Below are 18,830 nucleotides of genomic sequence, written 5' to 3'. Positions count from 1 at the left end.
TGCCGAGCTGCAGCGGCACGACGAAGTTCATCAGCCCGATGACGAAGGGCATCGCGGCGAAGAAGATCATGATCGTGCCGCTGCAGCTCGGCATCCGCGACGTCGCCTTTCCGACGCTGAATTCGGTGAGTTTCTGGCTGACGGCGACCGGCGCGCTCCTGGTCAACATCTCGCTCGTCGTCGGCGAGTTCGCCCGCACCGGCTGGCTGCCCTATGCGCCGCTGTCGGAGACGACCTACTCGCCGGGCGTCGGCGTCGACTATTATCTCTGGTCGATCCAGATCTCCGGCGTCGGCACGCTGCTCACCGGCGTCAACCTGGCGACCACCATCCTCAAGATGCGCGCGCCGGGCATGGGCTATCTGCGCATGCCGATGTTCTGCTGGACATCGCTCGCCTCCAACCTGCTGATCGTCGCGGCCTTCCCGATCCTCACCGCCACGCTCGCCATGCTGACGCTCGACCGCTACCTCGGCTTCCATTTCTTCACCAACGAAGCCGGCGGCAACCAGATGATGTTCATGAACCTGATCTGGGCATGGGGCCATCCGGAGGTCTACATCCTGGTGCTGCCCGCCTTCGGCATCTATTCCGAGATCTTCTCGACCTTCTCGTCGAAGCCGCTGTTCGGCTACCGGTCGATGGTCGCGGCGACGCTGTTCATCTGCATCGTCTCCTTCATGGTCTGGCTGCACCACTTCTTCACCATGGGCGCCGGGGCCGACGTCAATGCCGCCTTCGGCATAGCCACCTCGGTCATCGCCGTCGGCACCGGGGTCAAGATCTACAACTGGCTCTTCACCATGTATGGCGGGCGCGTGCGCTTCGACACGCCGATGCTGTGGGCGCTGGGCTTCGTCACCACCTTCATCATCGGCGGCATGACCGGCGTGCTGCTCGCCGTTCCGCCGGCCGACTTCATGCTGCACAATTCGCTCTTCCTGGTGGCGCATTTCCACAATGTGATCATCTCTGGCGTGCTGTTCGCCGCCTTCGCCGGCTTCACCTACTGGTTCCCGAAAGCCTTCGGCTTCCGGCTGCATGAGGGCTGGGGCAAGGCCGCGTTCTGGTTCACCCTTGCCGGCTACGTGCTGGTCTTCGTGCCGCTCTATATCGTCGGCCTGCTCGGCATGACCCGCCGTCTCCAGCATATCGACATGGACCTGTGGACGCCGTGGCTGGTCGTGGCGGCCTTCGGCATAGCGGTGATGATCGTCGGCGCCGCCTGCCAGGTCGCGCAGCTCGTCGTCTCGATCAGGCATCGCGACGAATTGCGCGACGAAACGGGCGACCCTTGGGACGGCCGCTCGCTGGAATGGTCGACATCCTCCCCGCCGCCCTTCTTCAACTACGCGCGGCTGCCGCATGTCGAGAACGAGGAACCCTACTGGACCATCAAGCAGCGGGCGATGGAGGAGCAAAGGCCCGGCGAGGACGAAAGCTATGAGCCGATCGAAATGCCGCGCAACAGCCCGACCGGCTTCGTCACCGCCTTCTTCAGCACGCTGATCGGCTTCGCCCTGATCTGGCACATCTGGTGGCTGGCGATCGTAGGCTTCATCGGCGCCTATATCACTTTCGTCGTCTTCGCCTGGCGAGAGCACGGCGACTACGAAGTCTCCGCGGAGGAAGTCGAGCGCATAGACCGCGACGGCAGGGCCGCACAGCTTGCCTGGCTGCGCAGACGGGAGCGCGTGGCATGAGCGACATCACGGCCGGCAGCGCGGCGCGCGATCCCTACTGGGTTGGACGGTCCGGCGGGCATGGCCATGGGGGACACGGTCATGGGGGTCACGGCCATGCGGGACACGGCCATGGCCCGCTCTCGGCGACCGGCCACGGCCAGGGCGGCCCGGCCTCGAAGTTCGTCACCGTGGCCTACGGCTTCTGGATCTTCCTCCTGTCCGACATCATCATGTTCTCGGCTTTCTTCGCGGCTTATGCGGTCCTGTCGACGGCGACCGCCGGCGGGCCATCCGGTAAGGAGCTGTTCGAGCTGCCGCGCGTTGCGGCGCAAACGGGGCTGCTGCTCACATCGAGCTTCACCGGCGGGCTGGCGACGCTCGCGACGCATCGCCGGTCGATGGCCGCCACGCAGTTCTGGCTTCTGGTCACCGGCCTGCTCGGTGCCGCCTTCCTGTTCCTCGAGGTGCAGGAATTCGCGGTGATGGCGAGCGAGCAGGCAGGCCCTTCGCGCAGCGCCTTCCTGTCAGCCTTCTTCGCCCTTGTCGGCTGCCACGGCACCCATGTCGGGCTCGGCCTGCTCTGGCTCGGCACCATGATGGCGCAGCTCTGGGTGAAGGGCTTCCGGCCGGAGATACTGCGCCGGCTCCATTGCTTCGGCCTGTTCTGGCACGCGCTCGACATTATCTGGGTCGCCATCTTCACCCTGGTCTATCTCTTGGGAGCGTCGCCATGAGCGACATCGACAGCCGGACCGACGAGGAACTCGACCGCCGCGATTCGGCGCCGGGCGAGGAGCGCATCACCGAGCACGAACTGGCGGGAGGGCTGTCGGGCTACCTGCTCGGCTTCGGCCTCGCGATCCTGCTGACCATCGCCTCTTTCCTCGCCGCGCAGACCGGCTTGATCTACCAGCCGGCGGTGATCTCGGCCCTGGTGGTGCTGGCGATCGCGCAAATGGGCGTGCATCTGGTCTTCTTCCTGCACCTGACCACCGGGCCCGACAACACCAACAACGTGCTCGCGCTCGCCTTCGGCGTGCTGATCGTCGCGCTGGTCGTGATCGGCTCGGTCTGGATCATGGCCCATCTCAACCTGAACATGCCTCCGATGAGCGCCCATCAGGCCAGGATGATGCCATAAGGCGGCTCAACCCGCCGGCAGAGGCGTTCTCCCGCGTGGGTCGCCACCGTCACAGCCGGCCCGATCGACGTCATGACCCCATGCCAAAAGCATGGGGTCACATGGATGTCAGAGGTTTGATAGGCTTCCGCCGGTCAGTGAATGGCGATGCGTCGCGTCACCTGACCGTTGCTTTCCCAGTAGGTGTGCTTCTTGGCGATGACGGGATCGTCCATTGCGGGTTGGACCTGCCCTCCGGTACTAACGGCGCGCGAGGTGACTGTGTGCTCCCCGGCGGAGGGCTTGGGCCAGTCGACGGACCATATCTTCCAAGCGAAGTCCGCCTTTTCGGTTTCATCGATGGTCGCCGGCATCCATGGGCCGTCATCGATCTTCACCTCGACCCGCTCGATCGGCGCGCCCCAGGCCGCTCCGACGATCCTGTAATCATTGCCGATATGAGTGACCCGGGCCGGCGCAGACTTCAGACGCGCCCGCCCGACAGAGGTTTCCATCCATACCGTCTCGCCGTTGTGCTCCTCCTCGCGCAGCGTGACATAATCGCGTCCCATGAACTGGTTCACGAAGCGTTGGTCCCTGACTTCGATACGCTTGAGCCACTTGACGTTCGCGATCCCGTACCAGCCCGGCGCTATCAGCCGCAGCGGGAACCCGTTATCGGCAGGCAAGGCAGTGCCGTTCATCTCGTAGCAAAGCATGTTTTTGGGGTCCAAGGCGTCGGCGAGCGACATGCTGCGCGCAAAGTTCTGCGTAAACTTGACGTCGTCGGCTCGCTTGATTTCACCTTTATCGGCGCCCCAGAAGACAATCTCGATGCCACTGTCGAGGACGCCGACCTCCATAAGGATCGGGGCGAGCGGCGTGCCCGCCCAGCGAGCATTGCCAATCCCGCCATTGAAGAACGGGAGGCCAGTATTGCCCGAACATTCGACCGTGAACGTGACTTCCTGGCGTGGTCGAGCCTTGATGTCGGCGAGCGTCAGGGCAGTCGGCTTTTTGACGGACCCGCCAATTTCGAGTTTCCACGTGCTTTCGTCGATGACCGGCCGGTCGAAATGCGCGATTGAGAAGAACTTGTCGTTGGGCGTCACCCAGGAATCGAGATCCTCCCACACCAACTGATTTTTGATGACTTGCGGAACCGGGTTTGGCGGCAACTGATCGAGCCATTTGATGACTTCCTCGCCGGCCCGGGTTGGAAAAGCATAGGCAATCCGCGATTGAAAGGACGCCAGCGCCACGAGGGTTGCCCCTCCTCGAATCATGAATTCACGTCTGGGAAGGTAATGCATGATCACTTCTCCTCCAGTGAAAAGCTCAGTTCTCCTTCAGTGAGTAAATGCGAATAGCGACCGCGATCGCGCAAAGCAGAAGCCGGACGCGGCGGGCAATGATGAGAGCGCGTGGAACACCCCCCGAGTTGGAAGTGCGCCCTAGTTGAAGCGACGTCTCCCGCTCTCAATGCGCCGGCGTGTCAGGTCCGAGCCGGCGGTCTTCAAATATACGCCCTATCTGTCGTCGTGGCGAGGCCAAGGGCTGGCATCTTCGCATCAGGACTCGATACCTGCATCGTGCTCCAAGCTTGAATGCCGCCGACGATTGATGCGTTGCATCTCGTGAGCGGCATGGACCTGGTCAGCACCGATGTCAGCTCTGAGGCGTTGCCGATCCTGCCAAAGTCCGACCCGTGACGTCCCACCAGGTCTTGACGAAGATCGGCGGGCCTGTTTGAGACTCGCGGTCAAATGGGGACACTTGCTTCACGGGGAGATGAACTGGCGGTGGGGCAGGCTGTGAGGCGCGTTTTTCGATTGCTTGCCGCGGCGGTCCTGGCGGCCGGCGTGGCCGGGTGCACCAGCATTTCCTACTACGCGCAGTCGCTGGAGGGCCATGTTGAGATCATGGCGGCGCGCAAGAATGTCGGCAAGCTGATCCGCGACCCCGCAACGCCGGAGGCATTGCGCGTCAAGCTGACGTCGGCGAGCGCCATACGCCGCTTTGCCACGGATGAACTGGCGCTGCCCGAAAACAGCAGCTACCGCAGCTATGTCGACATCGGCCGGGACGCTGTGACCTTGGCGGTTTTTGCCGCGCCGCAATTCTCGCTCACGCCCGTAACATGGTGCTTTCCGGTCTTCGGCTGCGTTCCGTACCGGGGTTACTTTTCCCGGAAATCGGCGGCAGAGAGCGCTGCCGAACTGCAGCGGCAGGGGCTGGACGTCTACGTCTCGGGCGTCACCGCATATTCCACGCTCGGATGGTTCAGCGATCCGCTGCTCAGCACCATGCTGCGCCAGGACGACACCTATCTCGCAAGCCTGATCTTCCATGAGCTGGCGCATCAGAAAATCTATGTGAACGGCGACTCCGCGTTCAACGAGGCTTTCGCGGTCTCGGTCGAAACCACCGGCGTCAGGAAATGGCTCCGCGCCACAGGCAATCGCGCGGGATTGCGCCGCTACGAAGCCAATCGCAAGCGCAACGCCGATTTTCTCGGACTGATAGCGAAAACCCGGGACGAGTTGCGCCAAGTCTATGGAAGTCCGCGTGGCCCACAGCAGATGGCCGCCGCCAAAGCAGCCACGATCGACAGGCTGCGGATGCGCTACCGGCGCATGCGCGATACGCGCTGGGCCGGATACCGGGGCTATGACGCCTGGTTCGATAGCCCGATCAACAACGCAAAGCTCGCCGCGACTGCCGTCTATGGCGAACAGGTTCCGGCGTTTCTTCGCCTGTTCGACTTGTGCTCCGGCGACTATCCAAGGTTCTACGCCGCCGTTCGAAGGATCGGGAATTTGCCCGGACCTGCGCGCGCCCAGACGCTGAAGACCGTGGCGGCGTGCGATTGACCTGAACAGGCAAGGGTCGGCCGCGTACCCGACATGAGCGAAGCCAACTCGGCAGCCAATCACATCGGGCGCGCCATATGCGATTGCCCTTAGGCAGCCGCGCGGTGCCGCGACGCCCCAAAAAGGCCTCTTGCGGAGCCTCGTCGCAACAGCGGCGCCCGGTCGGCGCGCGGCCCCTAGCTCGAAAACGTCACGGTCACGCCGCGCTGGCGGAAATAGGCCTGCATCAGCTTGCGGCCCGCGCGGTTGTTGTGCGCCAGCTTGGCCGGCTCGAACACCGCCTGTTTCAGCCCTTCCCGCGCCATCGCCGCCTTGAGCGTCGCGATATGCGCATCGATGTCGGCGTTGTCCGCGCGGATCGAGGCATAGATGCTTTCGGTCGCTTCGGCCACGGTCGGTTCGCTCACTTTATGTCGTCCTTCGGTTGGTTGCGCGGCGGCTTAACCGGGCCTGAAAACAAAAACAAGGCTCCATGGGGCATTGTCGCACTCACAGCAGAACCTTGCCCTATTCTCCCCGCCAGCTGCTTGGCGTTTTCCGGCTTAATCGCCTACGCCGACGCGATCGCACCCAACGTAAAGGCGTCCAACGGCTACGAAGTGAGCGCCAGCCACGCCGTGCCGAAGACCAGCGTCAACAGCGTCAGCGGCAAACCGACCTTGAAGAAAGCTGCGAAAGACAGCTCCTTGCCCGCCGCTCTTGCCTGCTCAGCCACGATGAGGTTGGCGACCGAGCCGAGCAGCGTGAAATTGCCGGCGAGCGTCGAGCTCATCGCCACGACCAGCCACGCGCGGTGGGGGTTTTCGAGGCCCGGGATGAACGGCCTCAACGCCAGCACCGCCGGCACATTGCTCATGACGTTGGAAAGCACCGCGGTGAAGCCGGAGAGCCGCCAAACATCGTCGAGACCCATATTCTTCGCCGCGGCGATCATGTCGGGGGTGAGCAGCGTGCGCTCCGCGCCCGCCACGACCACGAACAGTCCGGCGAACATGAAGAGCAGCGGGCCGTCGATCTCGCGGTAGATGCGGTGCGGCTTGATCGCGCGGGTGACGAGCAGGAAAGCGCCGGCAATGAGCGCCGCCTTGGCGACGGGCACGCCAGCGAAGAAGGCGAACGCCAGCACCACGCAGACGATGGTCGCCTTCAGCACCTGTCCCGGCAGCATGCGGCCGCGATAGACCTCGGGGCTGAGCTCGGCGGGGCGAGAGAATTCGCCGCGGTAGACGATGCGGACAATGACGATGACGGCGACAAGGCCGAACAGCGCCACCGGCGCGAGCGCCGCCGTGAAGGCCGGATAGGAAATGCCCGAGAGCGCGCCGATGACCATGTTCTGCGGGTTGCCGGTGATGGTGGCGACGCTGCCGCAGTTGGAGGCCGTGCAGGTGGCGATCAGGTAGGGAACCGGGTTGCGCCGGATGACGCGGGTGACGTGGACGACGATCGGCGCCATCACCAGGCAGATCGCGTCATTGACCAGAAAGGCCGAAAGCACTCCGGTCAGAAGCGTCACCATGACGAGCAGCATGAAGGGCGCGTGCGCATGCTCAATAGCGAAGCCGCCGAGCGCCCGGAACGCGCCCGACACTTTCAGATGCGCGACCACGATCATCATGCCGAGCAAAAGCGTGATCGTGTCGAAATTGATGGCGCGGTAGGCATCCTCCATGCCGATCGCGCCGATCGCGATCATGGCGGCGCCACCGAGCAGCGCGATGCCGGCGCGATCCAGCCTGAAGCCCGGAATACGGCCGACGGCAACGCCGGCATAAGTGGCTACCAGGATGAAAAGCGCTCCCGCACCGGTCCATGTCATTGCAGGAAAATCCCGTTGCCTGCCCGCGCCCGACGGAATCTGCTCGGGCGCCCTTTGCCGGACGAGCTTTAGCAACGGCAGCGCAAAGGGAAAGGGTCGAGGGATGAAACTTTCGTCATCCGCCCGGGGCTTTTATATCTCGGATGGCTAATGTAATGTCTTGAGAAAAACAGGACCGACAATCCAGTCGTTGGGGACTAAATGGATGAACGCGGTCGTTGAAGCGGAGCATCGCGTCTCGCCAAACGAGAATCTGATGCCCTCGGCGGAATGCCGGCGCTGCCATGGCGCCAGGAAAATTTTCATTTGCGACCGCTGGGTCGCCTCCAACGGCCATTGCTGCCCGGAAGGAACGCACCGGCTGAGCTGTCCGGGACACAGTGTGATCTGCCTGGAATGCGGCGGATCGGGAGGCCAGAATGCCTGACCGGGTTCTTACCGACGTCGCGCTGACGGTCGCTTCGTCGTCCGTCCGACCGCGACAAGGCCGGTTGCGCAGACATCCTCATCGGCGTCGTTTTGCTGTTCAAAAGCCTTGCGGTGTTCCGGCGGCGAGCCATATTCGTACTGCAAAAGCCATCACTGAAAGCTGGCGCTTCGATGAAAAGCCTGACGACCGCCCTTGTTGCCGGCACGATATTATGGACCGCGGGCGCCGCCGATGCGCGGCCCGACACACGCGCCATGACCTGTGGCGAGACGCAGGCGCTGATCCAGCGCCGGCATGCTGCGGTGCTGACCACCGGGCCCAACACTTATGATCGTTTCGTGCGCCAATTCGGCAATGAGTGCGACTGGCCGGAAGTCCCGATGTCGGTCGCGGTTCCGACCCGTGATGGTCCATGCCGCGTCTACCGCTGCGAGGAACCGGTCTTCGACTTCCCCGGTTGAGCGACGTTCCGACCGCGCTGTGGAACAGTTGAGGCGGCATGCGAATTGTACCGGATGGTGACACCAATGTCCCGGCTGCAGGAGGAACGGCCATGTTCAACGATGTCATGCGTAGCGGCAGCTGCCTGTGCGGCGGTGTGCAGTTCCGGGTGACCGGCGAGCCGCTGAGGGTGGGACTTTGCCATTGCAAGGACTGCCGCAAGACCAGCGGATCGGCGTATCAGGCCTTTGCCATATGGCCGCGCCAGGCATTCGAAAGCGCGGGTATCACCAGCACTTATGGCGGGCGAAGCTTCTGTCCAACCTGCGGCAGCCGCTTGCCGTCGGTTCGCGAGGACGAGGCCGAGGTGATGATCGGCAGCCTGGATGTCGTACCGACCGAAGGGCTTGAGCCCAGCTACGAATTGTGGATCGGCCGCCGCGAGCAGTGGTTGCATCCTCTGCCCGAGGCGAGCCAATTCGAGCATGACCGGACCGTCGCTGAGTCGGCGGCCGATGATGCCGAGCCGGAGGCCGTGCGCGAGCCGTATCGCAAATCAGCCTAAATGCTGAATGGCAGTAAGGCTTAAGTCGCAGAGCAAGGACGCATCGGTCCAGCGAGCCGGCGTCTATGCCCCTGAACGACCGGACGCTGACCGCGAGGGCCTTGTCTTCTTCTGGAAGTCGGGCATTTTCAACCAACGGTCGGTTTGCCGGCGCGGCAGCGGCGCTAGCATCCCCGGCGCGGCGAAAAACCTTTTGGAGGCCGCTTCGGCCGGCGCGGCTCAGGCAACACCAGCATTGCCGCGCCGGCCTTACAAGATGGACAGTATGTCCAGCCCCAGGCGTTGCGTCCGGGAGAATACAACTTTTGATGTTGTTTCTAGTTCGAAAGCTTCCTTCCCGCGTGAAGCACCGGCTTCATTTGCGACACGGAATGAAAATTGTTTCGGCCAGAGAAAATTTTTCACCAACCGTATTTCCTGGATGATGCCAACTATGCGGCGTAGCCATGGAAGCAAGCGGCAGGCCAATCATTTTCCTGCCTTGTACAAAAACTCACCTTTGTTTCTTTTTGATTTTAAGACATAGTACTGGCGAATCCTGAAACCGAACGGGGCGGTTTTCATGCCACTGGCGCCTCAACGCAGCCGCAATGTGCATCTCCGGTATCCACCGATCGACGGGTTTTGGACCTGGGACATCAAGCGCGACCGCGTCTATGGGGACGCGAATCTGTCCGCTTATTTCGACCTGACGCTTGAGGAGTTCTCGCACGGCGCGCCGCTGGAGCGGTGCATGCAAAGCATCGAGCGGGACGATCGGCCGCGGGTTCGGCTGGCGATCCGCAAGGCGATCGAGCGCAGGTCAGGTTTCCGCGAGGTCTACAAGGTCCGCTCGGAAAAGATGGGGCTGCGCAAGATCCTTGCCGTCGGCCAGTGCTATGTCGATGACATGGGCGAGGCAGCGCTCTATCCCGGCTGGTTCATCGACCTGACGCAGGATGCCGCGGGCGAGGATCACTCGCTGCGCGAAATCCACGACCATGTCGAGCAGGCCAGGGAACTCGCGCAGTCGATCGGGGACGACATGCTTTCCTACCTGCTGGACAACATCCAGGAAGAGATCCTGCAAAGGCTTGGCGAGAGATCGAGGAGGCGCAAATCGTCCTGAGGCGATCTTTGTCGGTTTCTCGGCCGGGTTCCGGGCTAGCTTCTGGGCGGAAGCCTGCCGCGCCTGCCGATCTCGGCCGTCACCATGCGCGCGAAATGCGAGTGGGGCGAGCGGCGCTCGATAAGCTTGGCTCGCTCGAGGGCAGCGTCGCCGTAGAATTCGATCAGCACGTTGGCGGCCTTGGCGGCATCGGCCTGCAGCCTGCCGAGATCGGCCTGTCCGCTCCCGCTCGCGGGCTCGCTCCTGGCAATCACGTCAAGCATGGCTTGCAGCTTGTCGGGAGTGCTGCCCTCGTCTTCATGCATATTCGCCATCCGATTGGGGGCGTAAAATATCGACATTTTCGCGCGATGTGCAACAGCTTCATTGATCGAGCGCAGGTGCAACCGGGCGCAGCCTGGCCGCGAGCGAGCCGACAACCTTCGTACAAGTATAGTCAGCCAAACTTCCACGTAGACATTGGGGGCACCGATGGACCAGCCGAGCAAAATGGAAAACCTGCAGTTTGCGCAGGGCATCTTGCGCGAGCTTCGCCAGAAGGCTGAGGCCGACGGCGAAAAGCTTCTGACCTATCTCATCGACATGGCTTACCTTGAAGCCAGCGACCGCATCCGAGCCCACTGGATCGGCAGCCACGAAAACGAAAACCGCCGGGCCAAGGGGTAAGGCCACAATTCCAGCCGGAGCATGCCGGCGAGATGCGGGCTTGCGCCCGGAACGCAAAAAGCCCGCCATGCCTTTCGGCACGGCGGGCGTGATCCTGAATGAAGGGCTGCGCAGCCCTATTTTTATGATGCGGCGGCCTTTTCGCGGACGGGAAGCTTCCAGCCCGGCCGAACGAAATGGCAGGTGTAGCCGTTGGGGTAGCGCTCCAGATAATCCTGATGTTCGGGTTCGGCCTGCCAGAAGGCACCGGCCGGGGCGAGCTCGGTGACGACCTTGCCCGGCCAGAGACCCGAGGCGTCGACATCGGCGATGGTGTCTTCGGCCACCCGCTTCTGCTCGTCGCTGGTATAGAAGATCGCCGAGCGGTAGCTCATGCCGACATCGTTGCCCTGACGGTTCCTGGTCGTCGGATCGTGGATCTGGAAGAAGAACTCGAGCAGCGTGCGGAAACTGGTCTTGGTCGGATCGAAGACGATCTCGATCGCCTCGGCATGGGTGCCGTGATTGCGGTAGGTTGCGTTCGGCACGTCGCCGCCGCTGTAGCCGACACGGGTGGAGATCACGCCGGGCAAGCGGCGGATCAGATCCTGCATGCCCCAGAAGCAGCCGCCGGCAAGGACCGCGCGTTCGGAAGAAGCCATGTCAAACCTCCTTTGGATTTCTCCATAAGTGGGGATTGTGGCCTGCTTCTTCCAGCGGCTCAAGCGGCTGGAAAAAGGCGCCGGGAAAGGTCGAAGGGGGAAAACGAGCCACGGCGCCGAATCTGCCGATTGCTCGCCGGTCGGGCAAACCGGCGAGCCTCGGGCTGAGCGCCAGCTTCACTTGGGCCCTTTATCGCCCCTGCCGTTGTCGCCTCCGCCATTGTTGCCCCGGCCGGGATTCCCCCGGTCATGGCCATGGCTTTCACCACCGAGGCAATTCGCGTCGCCGACCCCGCAGCAGCGGCCAGCCCACAGCTTGTTGGTCGGCGTGTTGTCGCATTCGTAGATCTGCTGGCCGGCCATCGCGGATCCACCCAGGGCGGATACGGCCAGGGCGGCAAGAAGTGCATTGCGAAGGATTGCAGGCATCGAAAATCTCCATGGATACACGGGTGTTCATTTGCACCGATGCGTCGCATGGCCACGCGAATTGGTTCATCGCGATTGGCAGAATTCTTGCCGGCCGGTGTCGCCAATGCTTGGGACTGATCGGCACGGCTCCCATTCCGCGCCGCTCATTCTTCTGGTGCGGGCCTGAAGCGCCGCACCAGCACCTCGAACACGATGTCCGAAAGGCGGCGATGATTTCCGCGCGCTGCTCGGGCGAATAGTGCCCGGCATCTTCGATGGTCATGAAGGTCACGTGTCGGGACATATTAGTCTCGTCGTAACTATTTGCCCCAACCAACTATTGTCGTTGATAATACTGTTCATCAATGCGAAGTTCCTGATGAAACGGGGGAGATACATGATCCGCATTGCAATCGTCGTGGCCATTGCCGCGAGCGCCTCAGCCTGCCAGTCGAACGTGCCCTATGACACGAGCAAGCAGACCTGCGGGATGCACGAGTTCAGGGGGTTCCAACGCAAAGTTTGTATCCCGGACACACCGAACAAAGTATGCAATGTCTGGTACAATCCAATTACTCGTGACGAAAGGATATGGTGCCAACCGCTAACCCGGAAAGCGACCGACCCTAAGGCTCGCGCCAGGCAGCTTGCGGGCAGCAAATATCCCTGATCAGATTTCATCCGTATTTTTTGGCTCCAATTCCTCGCCCCACGAACGTGGGGGAGGTGGCGCGGCGGAAGCTGCGACGGAGCGGGGGCAGCGCCGGCTGTCGATGCAAGAGCGGAAAGCTACTGTAAGCTTGTCGCCCTACGAAGACCCCCTCTCCGGCCGCTTCGCGGCCACCCCGCCTTGCGGGGGCGAGGAACCCAAGCCCTGAACCGCCTCCGCCGACAAAAACCGCAGCACCACATCCGACATCCCGAGCAGCGGTGTGAAAGTCACGATGGTTATCCCGCCCGTCGCGTTGGTGCGGGTCAGACCCTCGGAATAAATGTCCAGCGGCGGCTCCTCGTCGAACCAGACACCGTGCAGCGTCTCGCCCTGCCATTTCTCGCGGCCTTTTTCGTAGGACTTGAAGGAGAGCACGCTTTCGCCCGCCTGCACATCACCGCCACCGCCCCAGCGCACAACGACGCTGTCCAGCGCTCCGGGCGCGCCGCGGCCCATCGTCGTTTCGGCAATGGCGTCGGCCGGGATCATGCCGGTGCCCCATTCCGCCTGTCGCTGCGGCGGGCCGACCAGCCCACGCTGCGGATTGTCGCGCGTGCCCTCGCCGGTGACGCCGGCGGCCCAAAGCCGGACGGGCGTGTCGAACACCTTGCCCATCCACCAGTCCGGATAGCGGCCGGTGAGGTGCATGGCCCATTCGGCGCCCCCTGCCTTGGTCTTGCCGAGCTGGTTACCGGCCATGAACAGGCGCTCGCGGTTTTTTGCCCCCGCCGCGTGGAACTCGGCCTGCCTTTGGTACGGCCTGTAGGCAGCAAGAAGGTTACGTTGACGGCGTCGGTCCACCTCCTCGAGCAGCGCCAAATAGGTCGCCATCATCGACGAACGGCCGCAGCCTCGCTTCGAGGCAGCGGATGCGGCTGCGGATCTCCTCATCGCTCAATTGGCCCAGACTGTTTTGGTTCGCATCGAGACCCTGCGAGAACTCTTTGGGCAGCATCGTCAGCACGACCTTCAGATACTGGTCGGGCTTTTCCGCCCTGACCGCGGCGATGACGCCGGCGCCATGGGCGCGGAAATCAGCGCGCAGCGCCGCGGCGAAATCGTCGCCCAGCGTCTTTTTCGAGCGCCTGGCGATCGGCGCGGCGGCCGGCTCAGCCTTCGCTCCAGCGGTTCGGGCGCCGGCGCGCCGCGCCTTGCCTGCGCCGTCAGCCATTGACGGCTGCATCGGCTGCCGGCGTTCCGGCGGAACGAACCGCACGCCACTTGGCGGGCTTGCGCGCCGGCTTCTTGCGCGGCTTGGCGCGGGCGGCCTTCGGCGCGGAGGGCTGATCGACCTGTCCGGAAAACGGCTCCGTTCGTTTCAGCTTCGCCGCGGCGGCTCTCATGGCCGACGGATCGAGACCCTGGCGCGGAAAGCCGAAGCCGGCGATCGCGTCGACCGGACCGCCGCGCACCATGCCGATGCGCACACCCGGCGCGACTGCCTCGACGCGGCTTGTGCGGGGCGGCTCGCCGAACGATGCGAACTCGCCGATGGCGCTGACGATTTCGGCGCCGTCGTCGCCGGTGATGATGGTGGCATAGCGTGGCATGCAGAGCTTCCGCAGATTGGATTCAACTAAAAAGGCGAGTTCCCGCCCCGCCTGTCCTGCCGGACATCTCGCCCCAAGGGGGAGATCACGGCTTCGGCCTTGGCGCCCGTTTCGGGACATCGGATTGGCAAAAGCCTCCGCGACATCGGACCCCCTTCTTGCGGGGGATATGGCTGGCACGCCACAGGAGGATGCTGTCCCGTCGCCTCGCCAACTGGCGAAGCCACCAAGGTAAGGAGCCACAAAAAAAACCCGCCGGCTGGCGGGTCGTTGGCGCAAATCAGCACCATGGATAAAATCATAGCAGAGCTGCCCTCACCTAACAAGGCTCTTAGGTAAATTTTCCTAGCTGCTTGTCTGCAGCCTTGCCGGGAAAGCGATTTTCGCTCGCGCACCGATAAATTGTGGAAGTTCCAGAAATTTTTTCTCGGAACCACCTCAGGGCCGAGGGGTTCCACCCTTAGTCGCGACGCCACAGACTCCCGAACAGAGAAACGATCTCGCACAAGAAGGAGAAGATCATGCTCATCAAGATTCTTGCGGCATCGGCTCTGACCATCGGTCTGGCTACGGCTGCGATGGCTCAGAATTCAACGGGCGGTACCGCCGACACGGCGGGCAGCGGCCAGAGCATCACGGTGGACCCCACCACGCCTGCCAATCCGCCGCCCGATCAGATGGCGCCCGATACAGGCACGACGGGCAGCATCACCACGGACGGCATGAATTCGAACGCCGATCGGAATTGCCCCGCGACGCCGCAGGGCGCCCAGCCGGATGCAACTCACACGTCGCCTGGCACGGCTACGCCGTCGGTCAACGATAATCATTGCGGCAAGTAGTAACGAGACGCGGCAGTTTCGTCGCGCGAGGGCCGTGGAGTTCCGCTCCACGGCCCTTTGCTTGGAAGGGAACCATGGCGGACGTGAGCCGTTGCAAGGTCGAGCGTGAGCCGTTGCAGAGTTCAGCAAGGAGAGACCCATGGCAGACGACGAAACCAACCAGGGTAAGGACACGAACGCAGCAGCCGCGCGCAACGGCAGCTCGACGTCCCAGGGCGGCGGCACAGAGCGGAGCAATCCGAGCCGCAGCAGCGCTGCCCGCAGCGGCAGCGCTTCGCGCACCAGCGCCAGATCTTCAGCCGCTTCGGAAGCGGCGATGAGGAAGCAGATCGCCGAATTGAAGCGCGAGGTGAGCCGGCTCAACCGCGCGCTTGCCGATCAGGCCGAGGAAGCCGCCAGTGCGACGCAAGGGTGGTACCAGAGCGCGGCCGACCGGGCCTCCGGCCTCTACAGCGGCGCGGCCGACCGAGCTTCTGAATTCTACGGCGGCGCGAGCGATCGCGCCTCACGCGCGGCAAGGCAGTTGCGAAGCCGGGCGCAGAGCGTTTCCGAAACCGTTCAGCAGAATCCCGGCACCGTTTCCACTGCCATGGTTCTCGGCGGGCTCGTCGGCTTGCTGATCGGCATGGCGATGGCGCGCAACTCGGACGCAGACCACGACTGGGCTCGCCCCTGGACCCGCTAGAGCACGACGGCCGCCCCAGCGCAGGCCGCGGAAGGAGGCCGGGCCCAGAGCCCGGCCTTTCCATAGCGGCGGGTTGGTGTGCCCGGTTGTCGTTGGTGTGCCCGGTTGGGCTGGTCATTAGCCGGACCTTATGGAATCATTCCCCAAGGGGAATCGCGGAGAGCGGGCATGGACAAATCCGCCATGGCATCGGTCTTTCGGATGCGGCATGCGCCAGCAGGTATTTCAGGCGTTCGCAGTCTTGGCCGAGGCCAGGCGGATCCGGTCTTCCATTCGCGCCCGCTTGGCGAAGCCATCCGCTTCATCGCCGAGGCAGACGGCCAATATGATCTGAGCGCCGTGGCCATCTCCTATGGAGATCGCTCGACCCCGCCGCTGGGCGCCCGCGAGATCAAGCAGCTCTGGGCCGAATACGGCGTGCGCCTGATGGAGGCCTAAGGCGGTCCCGGATCGGAAACGCCGCTCATGCGTTTTCAAGCGAGGTCAATGGGAGGAAGCGCCATGAACGTCGCCAATCTGCAACTCGAGGGCCTGCTGATGGCCGTCGCGGCAATCAACCATACTCTGGTGCGCAAGGGGGTGCTGACGGTCGAGGAGATCGACATCGCGCTGCGCAAGGCCGAGGCCGTCGAGACAGGCGAGGACCGGTCCGAGGCGATTTCGGCGTCGAACCGCGATGCGATCAACTTCCCGATCCGCCTGCTCGAGCTCGCCAACCAATGCCAGCCGGAAGCGGACATGCCTTCCTTCTCCAAGCTGGCGCGCATGGTCGGGCAGATGAAGGAACCCTATAACGATCAGATGTGAAGTGGCGGCGCCTCACGCCCGGCCCGGCCAACCCTGTCGGACGGCGAGCAACTTGCCCGGCCCATGCACGGCGGCGAAGAAAAGGCCGGCGAGGAAAGTGAAATGATCGACGAAGAAGCCGAACTCGGCCTGGTTGCCGGTCCAGTGCGACGGGCCGTGGAATGAAAAGCCGAGGAAGATCACATAAACTGCCGCGACCAGCGCCGCCGGCGTGAAGAAGGCGCCGGTGAGGAAGGCGATCACCAAAAGCACCTCCAGGATCGCCGCGCACCAGGCGAGAAACAGCGGGAACGGAAACCCGGCGGCGGCGATGTAGCCAGCGGTGGCGGCCATATCCATGAACTTGAAGGTCACGGCCATCGCGAAGACGGCGGCGAAGATCAGGCGAGCGATGAGAATGGCGGCGGTCTGCCAGGCCGATTGCGTTTCCACGTTGTCCCTCCGGTTCGAAGCTGTTGATGCCCCAAGGACGGAGGAAGGGCAATGATTCCGACAGGGGGCTGGAATTTTTGCTTCACTTGTTTCCTCACCCCCACTGCAGGCCGAGGAGAGTCGCCGCGCAGCAGCCGGTGAGGCGCCGGCGACGCCGGGACGAACCGCCAGACGGCGAGCCCACAGCCAAGCTCGGCGCTCAACGAGGGCGCTCTCCCTCGCGGCTACGCCGCGCCACCTCTCCCCTGTTCGCGCGGGGCGAGAAAGCTCAGCCCGCCTTCGCGTGCGGCGGGTGGCTGATCGAGTCGCGCACGGTGCCGTAGGCCGCACCCCAGCGGTCGGTCATGTCGCAGCGTATGTCCCAGAGCTCGGGGAAGAAGCGGTGGCGGGCGCCGCCTTCCAGGATCTCCACCGGGCGACCCTTCAGCGACTTGGCGCCAAGACCGATCGAGCGGTGGATGAGATAGAGGTGGTTGGCGCGGAATTTCTGGAACAGCTCGTCGAACTCGATCAACGCCTCGGCCACGACATAAGCATCGCCATGGTCGTAGTGAGCGTCGTAGACGTCCTCGACGGAAAGCCCGCGGCCGTCGAGATAGGAATGCTTGAAGGCTCGCCAGAGGTCCGGCGGCAGGCGCAGGATAAGCTTGAAGCCTGGCGATTCCTGGCCGCTGCCATTACCGAGCTCGAGGCGGATCTGCTGGTACTCCTTGGGCGACATCGTCTCCAGCAGATCGAGCTGCGCCGTCATCATGCGCACCAGCCGGTGCACGCGGCCCATCAGCGTGATGATGCGGTGCGTGTCTTGCCTCTCCAGATAGTCGAGCACGTCGACCAGCGTGTAGGCGATGAGCTTCATCCACAATTCCTCGACCTGGTGCACGATCTGGAACTGCAGCTCGTCGGCATTGACCATTTGCGAGAGCGGCTTCTGGCAGGCGAGCAGCTGGTCGCATTTGAGATAGACGCCGTAGTCGCGCATTTCGGGCGCCTCGATGCGGGCGTGATAGTCCGACTTGTCCATGGCTCATCCTCCTCGCGCGGGCATGTTCGGCAGGCAGCCAAGGATAGCGCTTCCGGCTTGAACATTGTTCCTTTCTGTTATCCAAACGGCGTAAATTGGAGTACGATTACCGTCCATTGCTGCGACATTGGAGAACGGATCATGCTTGATGCCCTTGACCGCAAGATAGTGTCAGCACTCGAGCGCGACGCGCGCATCTCCTTCGGCGAGCTGGCCGAAGAGGTGGGACTGAGCAAGACGCCGTGCTGGAAACGGGTGAAGGCGCTCGAGGCTCAAGGCATCATCCGCAGCTATTCCACCCGCATCGATCCGGCAGCGATCGGCTTTGACATCGAGGCTTTCATCCAGGTGTCGATCGACTTCGAGGTGTCGGACGCCTTCGAGGCGGCGGTGAGGAAGCACCCGCTGATCCGCCGCTGCTACGCCACGACCGGCGAGGCCGACTATCTGTTGCAGATCGTCACCGTCGACATGCGGGCGCTGGACAGAATGCTGCGCGAGGAGCTCAGCCGGCTGCCCGGCGTGCGCCGCACCGTCACCTCGATGGCGATGCGTGAGATCAAGGGCGACATCTCGTTCGCCGATGCAGCGGCGCATGCGCTAAGGGAATGACTACAAGAATATTTGCAATCAAAGAGTAATTTCGGTATATACCTTAATTGTCGAGACGGGCGGGGGCGATGCTTTTCGAATGGGATGCCGCAAAGGCTAAGATCAATAAGGCCAAGCACGGCATCGATTTCGAGCTCGCTCCGGAATTCGATTTCGCCAACGCGGTCGTCGCCATCGACGACAGCACGGAACGCCTGGTCGCCACCGGGATCATCGGCCTGTCAGTCTGTGTGATGGTCTATGTCGAGCGCGGCGAAACGATCCGGGTGATTTCGCTGCGACGGGCCACGAAGAAGAAGATCGAGAGTTATGTCGAAAACCTCTAGTCGTTCCCGCTCCGCGCTCGTGCACCGGGAAGCAATCCCGCCGAAGCGCACCCGAGAGGAAGCCCTCGCCATCGCCCGGGC

At 63.1% G+C, this 18,830-nt stretch carries 26 protein-coding genes; 15 read left to right on the top strand and 11 right to left on the bottom strand.

Features of this window, described 5'->3' with window-relative positions; translation table 11 throughout:
• From EOA75_RS12135 to cyoD, 3 genes are all read left to right on the top strand, one after another.
• The coding region (locus EOA75_RS12135; protein WP_245466616.1) for a cbb3-type cytochrome c oxidase subunit I at nt 1-1,703 on the top strand (1,703 nt) is incomplete at its 5' end.
• Complete coding sequence (locus tag EOA75_RS12130) at nt 1,700-2,419, top strand: cytochrome (ubi)quinol oxidase subunit III (protein WP_127324325.1); 720 nt, start codon at nt 1,700-1,702, stop codon at nt 2,417-2,419. The genes EOA75_RS12135 and EOA75_RS12130, both read left to right, overlap by 4 nt.
• Nucleotides 2,416-2,826 (top strand): cytochrome o ubiquinol oxidase subunit IV, encoded by a 411-nt coding sequence (cyoD, locus tag EOA75_RS12125; RefSeq protein WP_066997081.1) that lies wholly within the window; start codon nt 2,416-2,418, stop codon nt 2,824-2,826. Before EOA75_RS12130 ends, cyoD begins: the two co-directional genes overlap by 4 nt.
• 134 nt (nt 2,827-2,960) lie before the next feature.
• On the opposite strand, the gene EOA75_RS12120 is transcribed toward cyoD, so the two are convergent.
• Nucleotides 2,961-4,118, bottom strand: a complete 1,158-nt coding sequence (locus EOA75_RS12120) for a sulfite oxidase (protein ID WP_127324324.1) — start codon at nt 4,116-4,118, stop codon at nt 2,961-2,963.
• Between the two features lie 501 nt (nt 4,119-4,619).
• On the opposite strand from EOA75_RS12120, the gene EOA75_RS12115 reads away from it, so the two are divergent.
• Nucleotides 4,620-5,678 (top strand): aminopeptidase, encoded by a 1,059-nt coding sequence (locus EOA75_RS12115; protein WP_067325154.1) that lies wholly within the window; start codon nt 4,620-4,622, stop codon nt 5,676-5,678.
• Nucleotides 5,679-5,854: 176 nt separating this feature from the next.
• On the opposite strand, the gene EOA75_RS12110 is transcribed toward EOA75_RS12115, so the two are convergent.
• A complete protein-coding gene (locus EOA75_RS12110) occupies nt 5,855-6,085 on the bottom strand; it encodes a hypothetical protein (RefSeq protein WP_067325155.1) in 231 nt (76 codons plus the stop codon).
• A gap of 185 nt (nt 6,086-6,270) precedes the next feature.
• Complete coding sequence (locus EOA75_RS12105; protein WP_067325157.1) at nt 6,271-7,497, bottom strand: anion transporter; 1,227 nt, start codon at nt 7,495-7,497, stop codon at nt 6,271-6,273.
• Nucleotides 7,498-8,097: 600 nt separating this feature from the next.
• Between EOA75_RS12105 and EOA75_RS12100 the strand changes: the two genes are divergently transcribed.
• The 4 genes from EOA75_RS12100 (at nt 8,098) to EOA75_RS12085 (ending at nt 10,041) form a co-directional block, all read left to right on the top strand.
• Nucleotides 8,098-8,388 carry a hypothetical protein gene (locus EOA75_RS12100; RefSeq protein ID WP_095784117.1) on the top strand — a complete coding sequence of 97 codons (291 nt, stop codon included), beginning with the start codon at nt 8,098-8,100 and terminating at the stop codon, nt 8,386-8,388.
• Nucleotides 8,389-8,480: 92 nt separating this feature from the next.
• On the top strand, nt 8,481-8,933 hold the full coding sequence (locus EOA75_RS12095; RefSeq protein WP_127324322.1) for a GFA family protein: 453 nt from the start codon (nt 8,481-8,483) through the stop codon (nt 8,931-8,933).
• Nucleotides 8,934-8,940: 7 nt separating this feature from the next.
• Complete coding sequence (locus tag EOA75_RS12090; RefSeq protein WP_127324321.1) at nt 8,941-9,459, top strand: hypothetical protein; 519 nt, start codon at nt 8,941-8,943, stop codon at nt 9,457-9,459.
• 36 nt (nt 9,460-9,495) lie between these two features.
• A complete protein-coding gene (locus EOA75_RS12085) occupies nt 9,496-10,041 on the top strand; it encodes a hypothetical protein (protein WP_127324320.1) in 546 nt (181 codons plus the stop codon).
• A 35-nt stretch (nt 10,042-10,076) separates the two neighbouring features.
• Here the strand turns inward: EOA75_RS12085 and EOA75_RS12080 are convergent, their stop codons facing one another.
• Nucleotides 10,077-10,346, bottom strand: a complete 270-nt coding sequence (locus tag EOA75_RS12080; RefSeq protein ID WP_127241096.1) for a hypothetical protein — start codon at nt 10,344-10,346, stop codon at nt 10,077-10,079.
• 166 nt (nt 10,347-10,512) lie between these two features.
• Here EOA75_RS12080 and EOA75_RS12075 point away from each other — a divergent pair, with 166 nt between their 5' ends.
• Complete coding sequence (locus tag EOA75_RS12075; RefSeq protein ID WP_095778310.1) at nt 10,513-10,707, top strand: hypothetical protein; 195 nt, start codon at nt 10,513-10,515, stop codon at nt 10,705-10,707.
• 122 nt (nt 10,708-10,829) lie between these two features.
• Here EOA75_RS12075 and msrA read toward each other — a convergent pair whose 3' ends face one another.
• The 5 genes from msrA to EOA75_RS12045 all read right to left on the bottom strand — a co-directional run bounded on the left by msrA (nt 10,830) and on the right by EOA75_RS12045 (nt 14,021).
• Nucleotides 10,830-11,348 carry a peptide-methionine (S)-S-oxide reductase MsrA gene (gene msrA, locus EOA75_RS12070; RefSeq protein WP_067325167.1) on the bottom strand — a complete coding sequence of 173 codons (519 nt, stop codon included), beginning with the start codon at nt 11,346-11,348 and terminating at the stop codon, nt 10,830-10,832.
• 177 nt (nt 11,349-11,525) lie between these two features.
• Nucleotides 11,526-11,777, bottom strand: coding sequence for a hypothetical protein (locus EOA75_RS12065; RefSeq protein ID WP_067325169.1), 252 nt, complete (start codon nt 11,775-11,777; stop codon nt 11,526-11,528).
• Nucleotides 11,778-12,567: 790 nt separating this feature from the next.
• Nucleotides 12,568-13,290, bottom strand: coding sequence for a terminase family protein (locus tag EOA75_RS12055; protein ID WP_245466615.1), 723 nt, complete (start codon nt 13,288-13,290; stop codon nt 12,568-12,570).
• On the bottom strand, nt 13,250-13,642 hold the full coding sequence (locus EOA75_RS12050) for a hypothetical protein (protein WP_127324318.1): 393 nt from the start codon (nt 13,640-13,642) through the stop codon (nt 13,250-13,252). Before EOA75_RS12050 ends, EOA75_RS12055 begins: the two co-directional genes overlap by 41 nt.
• Complete coding sequence (locus EOA75_RS12045; RefSeq protein WP_095802597.1) at nt 13,635-14,021, bottom strand: hypothetical protein; 387 nt, start codon at nt 14,019-14,021, stop codon at nt 13,635-13,637. Before EOA75_RS12045 ends, EOA75_RS12050 begins: the two co-directional genes overlap by 8 nt.
• A gap of 521 nt (nt 14,022-14,542) precedes the next feature.
• Between EOA75_RS12045 and EOA75_RS12040 the strand changes: the two genes are divergently transcribed.
• The 4 genes from EOA75_RS12040 (at nt 14,543) to EOA75_RS12025 (ending at nt 16,355) form a co-directional block, all read left to right on the top strand.
• Nucleotides 14,543-14,863 carry a hypothetical protein gene (locus EOA75_RS12040; protein ID WP_095829029.1) on the top strand — a complete coding sequence of 107 codons (321 nt, stop codon included), beginning with the start codon at nt 14,543-14,545 and terminating at the stop codon, nt 14,861-14,863.
• Nucleotides 14,864-15,002: 139 nt separating this feature from the next.
• Nucleotides 15,003-15,548, top strand: coding sequence for a hypothetical protein (locus EOA75_RS12035; protein WP_127240693.1), 546 nt, complete (start codon nt 15,003-15,005; stop codon nt 15,546-15,548).
• A gap of 168 nt (nt 15,549-15,716) precedes the next feature.
• A complete protein-coding gene (locus EOA75_RS12030) occupies nt 15,717-15,986 on the top strand; it encodes a hypothetical protein (RefSeq protein ID WP_095778279.1) in 270 nt (89 codons plus the stop codon).
• Nucleotides 15,987-16,049: 63 nt separating this feature from the next.
• Complete coding sequence (locus tag EOA75_RS12025; protein WP_066999393.1) at nt 16,050-16,355, top strand: hypothetical protein; 306 nt, start codon at nt 16,050-16,052, stop codon at nt 16,353-16,355.
• Nucleotides 16,356-16,367: 12 nt separating this feature from the next.
• Here the strand turns inward: EOA75_RS12025 and EOA75_RS12020 are convergent, their stop codons facing one another.
• Together EOA75_RS12020 and EOA75_RS12015 are read right to left on the bottom strand one after the other, a co-directional pair.
• Nucleotides 16,368-16,787 carry a DoxX family protein gene (locus EOA75_RS12020; protein ID WP_127240692.1) on the bottom strand — a complete coding sequence of 140 codons (420 nt, stop codon included), beginning with the start codon at nt 16,785-16,787 and terminating at the stop codon, nt 16,368-16,370.
• Between the two features lie 268 nt (nt 16,788-17,055).
• Nucleotides 17,056-17,811, bottom strand: coding sequence for a tryptophan 2,3-dioxygenase family protein (locus EOA75_RS12015; RefSeq protein ID WP_067325194.1), 756 nt, complete (start codon nt 17,809-17,811; stop codon nt 17,056-17,058).
• 141 nt (nt 17,812-17,952) lie between these two features.
• On the opposite strand from EOA75_RS12015, the gene EOA75_RS12010 reads away from it, so the two are divergent.
• Nucleotides 17,953-18,423, top strand: a complete 471-nt coding sequence (locus EOA75_RS12010; RefSeq protein ID WP_067325198.1) for an Lrp/AsnC family transcriptional regulator — start codon at nt 17,953-17,955, stop codon at nt 18,421-18,423.
• A gap of 68 nt (nt 18,424-18,491) precedes the next feature.
• Complete coding sequence (locus tag EOA75_RS12005; RefSeq protein WP_127240691.1) at nt 18,492-18,749, top strand: BrnT family toxin; 258 nt, start codon at nt 18,492-18,494, stop codon at nt 18,747-18,749.
• Nucleotides 18,750-18,830: the final 81 nt, after the last annotated feature.

The sequence above is a fragment of the Mesorhizobium sp. M1A.F.Ca.IN.022.07.1.1 genome, from assembly GCF_003997575.1.
Lineage (GTDB): Bacteria > Pseudomonadota > Alphaproteobacteria > Rhizobiales > Rhizobiaceae > Mesorhizobium.
Note: the sequence above shows the minus strand (reverse complement) of the source record. Positions and strands in the feature narration are given on the sequence as shown.